At 35.3% G+C, this 1,404-nt stretch carries 3 protein-coding genes and 1 pseudogene; 2 read left to right on the plus strand and 2 right to left on the minus strand.

All coding sequences use genetic code 11. The features are described from left to right. Both J3495_RS18335 and J3495_RS19560 read left to right on the plus strand, forming a co-directional pair. Window positions 1–238 (plus strand): annotated as a pseudogene (locus J3495_RS18335) (hypothetical protein); the annotation flags it as partial. After that, window positions 235–687 carry a hypothetical protein gene (locus J3495_RS19560; protein WP_236025505.1) on the plus strand — a complete coding sequence of 151 codons (453 nt, stop codon included), beginning with the start codon at window positions 235–237 and terminating at the stop codon, window positions 685–687. The pseudogene J3495_RS18335 and the gene J3495_RS19560, both read left to right, overlap by 4 nt. Here the strand turns inward: J3495_RS19560 and J3495_RS18345 are convergent. Both J3495_RS18345 and J3495_RS18350 read right to left on the minus strand, forming a co-directional pair. Further along, on the minus strand, window positions 684–929 hold the full coding sequence (locus J3495_RS18345) for a hypothetical protein (protein WP_210668328.1): 246 nt from the start codon (window positions 927–929) through the stop codon (window positions 684–686). The genes J3495_RS19560 and J3495_RS18345 overlap by 4 nt on opposite strands. A 93-nt stretch (window positions 930–1,022) precedes the next feature. Further along, entirely contained in the window at window positions 1,023–1,343 is a 321-nt protein-coding gene (locus tag J3495_RS18350; RefSeq protein WP_210668330.1) for a hypothetical protein, read from the minus strand. Between the last annotated feature and the right edge of the window lie 61 nt (window positions 1,344–1,404).

The following is a 1,404-nucleotide window of genomic DNA, read 5'->3' on the forward strand; positions in this document are numbered from 1 at the left end:
GAGCGGAATAACAACTAAGAAAAGTGGAGCTGAAAGCAAAAGCAAAAAAAACTTAAACCTAAATGCTGAGGCTGAAAAGTGGAAAAGCCTGGCATTAATGAAAATAGGCCATAAAATAAAAGTTGAAAAACGTCAGATTATTGGCGGTCACCCGGAAGTTACCAAAATTGTAAAAGGTGTAATTGACGACAATCTGAAAATATTTAGTGAAGATTTAATGAAACAATTTAGACGATGAAAGAATTTATTCAAAACACACAGACTAAGCTTAGTGAAGTTCCAACAATCAATTATATTGATGAAGACTGGGGACAACTTGACGACTATTCGCCAAACGTTCCGGTGCAATGGCCGTGCTGTTTGATTGACATGTCTAATGTTGATTTTAGTGATTTGGGAATGAATAAAGATGCAGTTCCCCAAAACAGACAGCAGGCAGCCGGACTTATTACATTGACGTTCGCAAATATGAAACTGACTAACACCAGTTTTAAAGCTCCACAAGCGCAAAAAGATATTGCCTGGTCAATACATGACATTATTGAAGCTGCTCACGCAAAAGTACACGGTTTTGCTCCTGTGATAGGCTCAGGAAAGTTAATGCGACGATCTTTTAAAAGGGTAAAACGTGATGATGGTATTCAACAATATCAAGTTGTTTACAGTATTGGTTTGCACAATGTTTAAATGGCCATTCGAAGTTGTTGACTTTTTAAAGTCTCCAGCTCGGCAATTTCTTTGTTAACCGGTGTACACATAATTGTGTGAAATGTAGTTCTTGAAATTGGATAAACCGGGCAAATATATTTTCGTAAAATAACCGTGTCCGGGATGTCTTCGGTCTTGTGGATTTTGTACAACTGCATAATAAGCTGGTAACGTTTCAGCGTATTGTATCTAATTCCGATAGATTGGTTAGTTGTATTCATATAGAGCAAAAATATATATATTTTTAATATCGTACAACTCAACTTTTTGGGCATAAAAAAACCACGCTAATTGCGTGGTTTTTATTTTAATGTTTAGCGATCGTTTAATTGAAAATCGATCACAGTCCAATTACTCACCTCTGACGGATCGTCTTTTAGCCATTTTACTTTCACAATTGCATTTTGAGTAATTGTTCCTCCAAAACCATTTGTCGCACTAATTGTTTCATTGTATTGAAAGTTCCCGTCTCCAAGATCCAAAACTTTTTCATTTTGAAAAAAAGTGACATCCATAGGGTTTTTAACCCGTTGTAGTAATGCAGCTCTTGATGCTTCTTTTGCGTCTGACTCATTTGGTATGGAATGACCACAACTCAGTAATATAAAGCTAAGTAATAATAGTATTTTTTTCATTTTTATCATTTTATATTAATTTTCAAAAGTAAGAAAACCGCTTGAATGACCTAGCGATTTT

The organism is Flavobacterium geliluteum (genome assembly GCF_017948595.1).
GTDB lineage: Bacteria > Bacteroidota > Bacteroidia > Flavobacteriales > Flavobacteriaceae > Flavobacterium > Flavobacterium flavipigmentatum.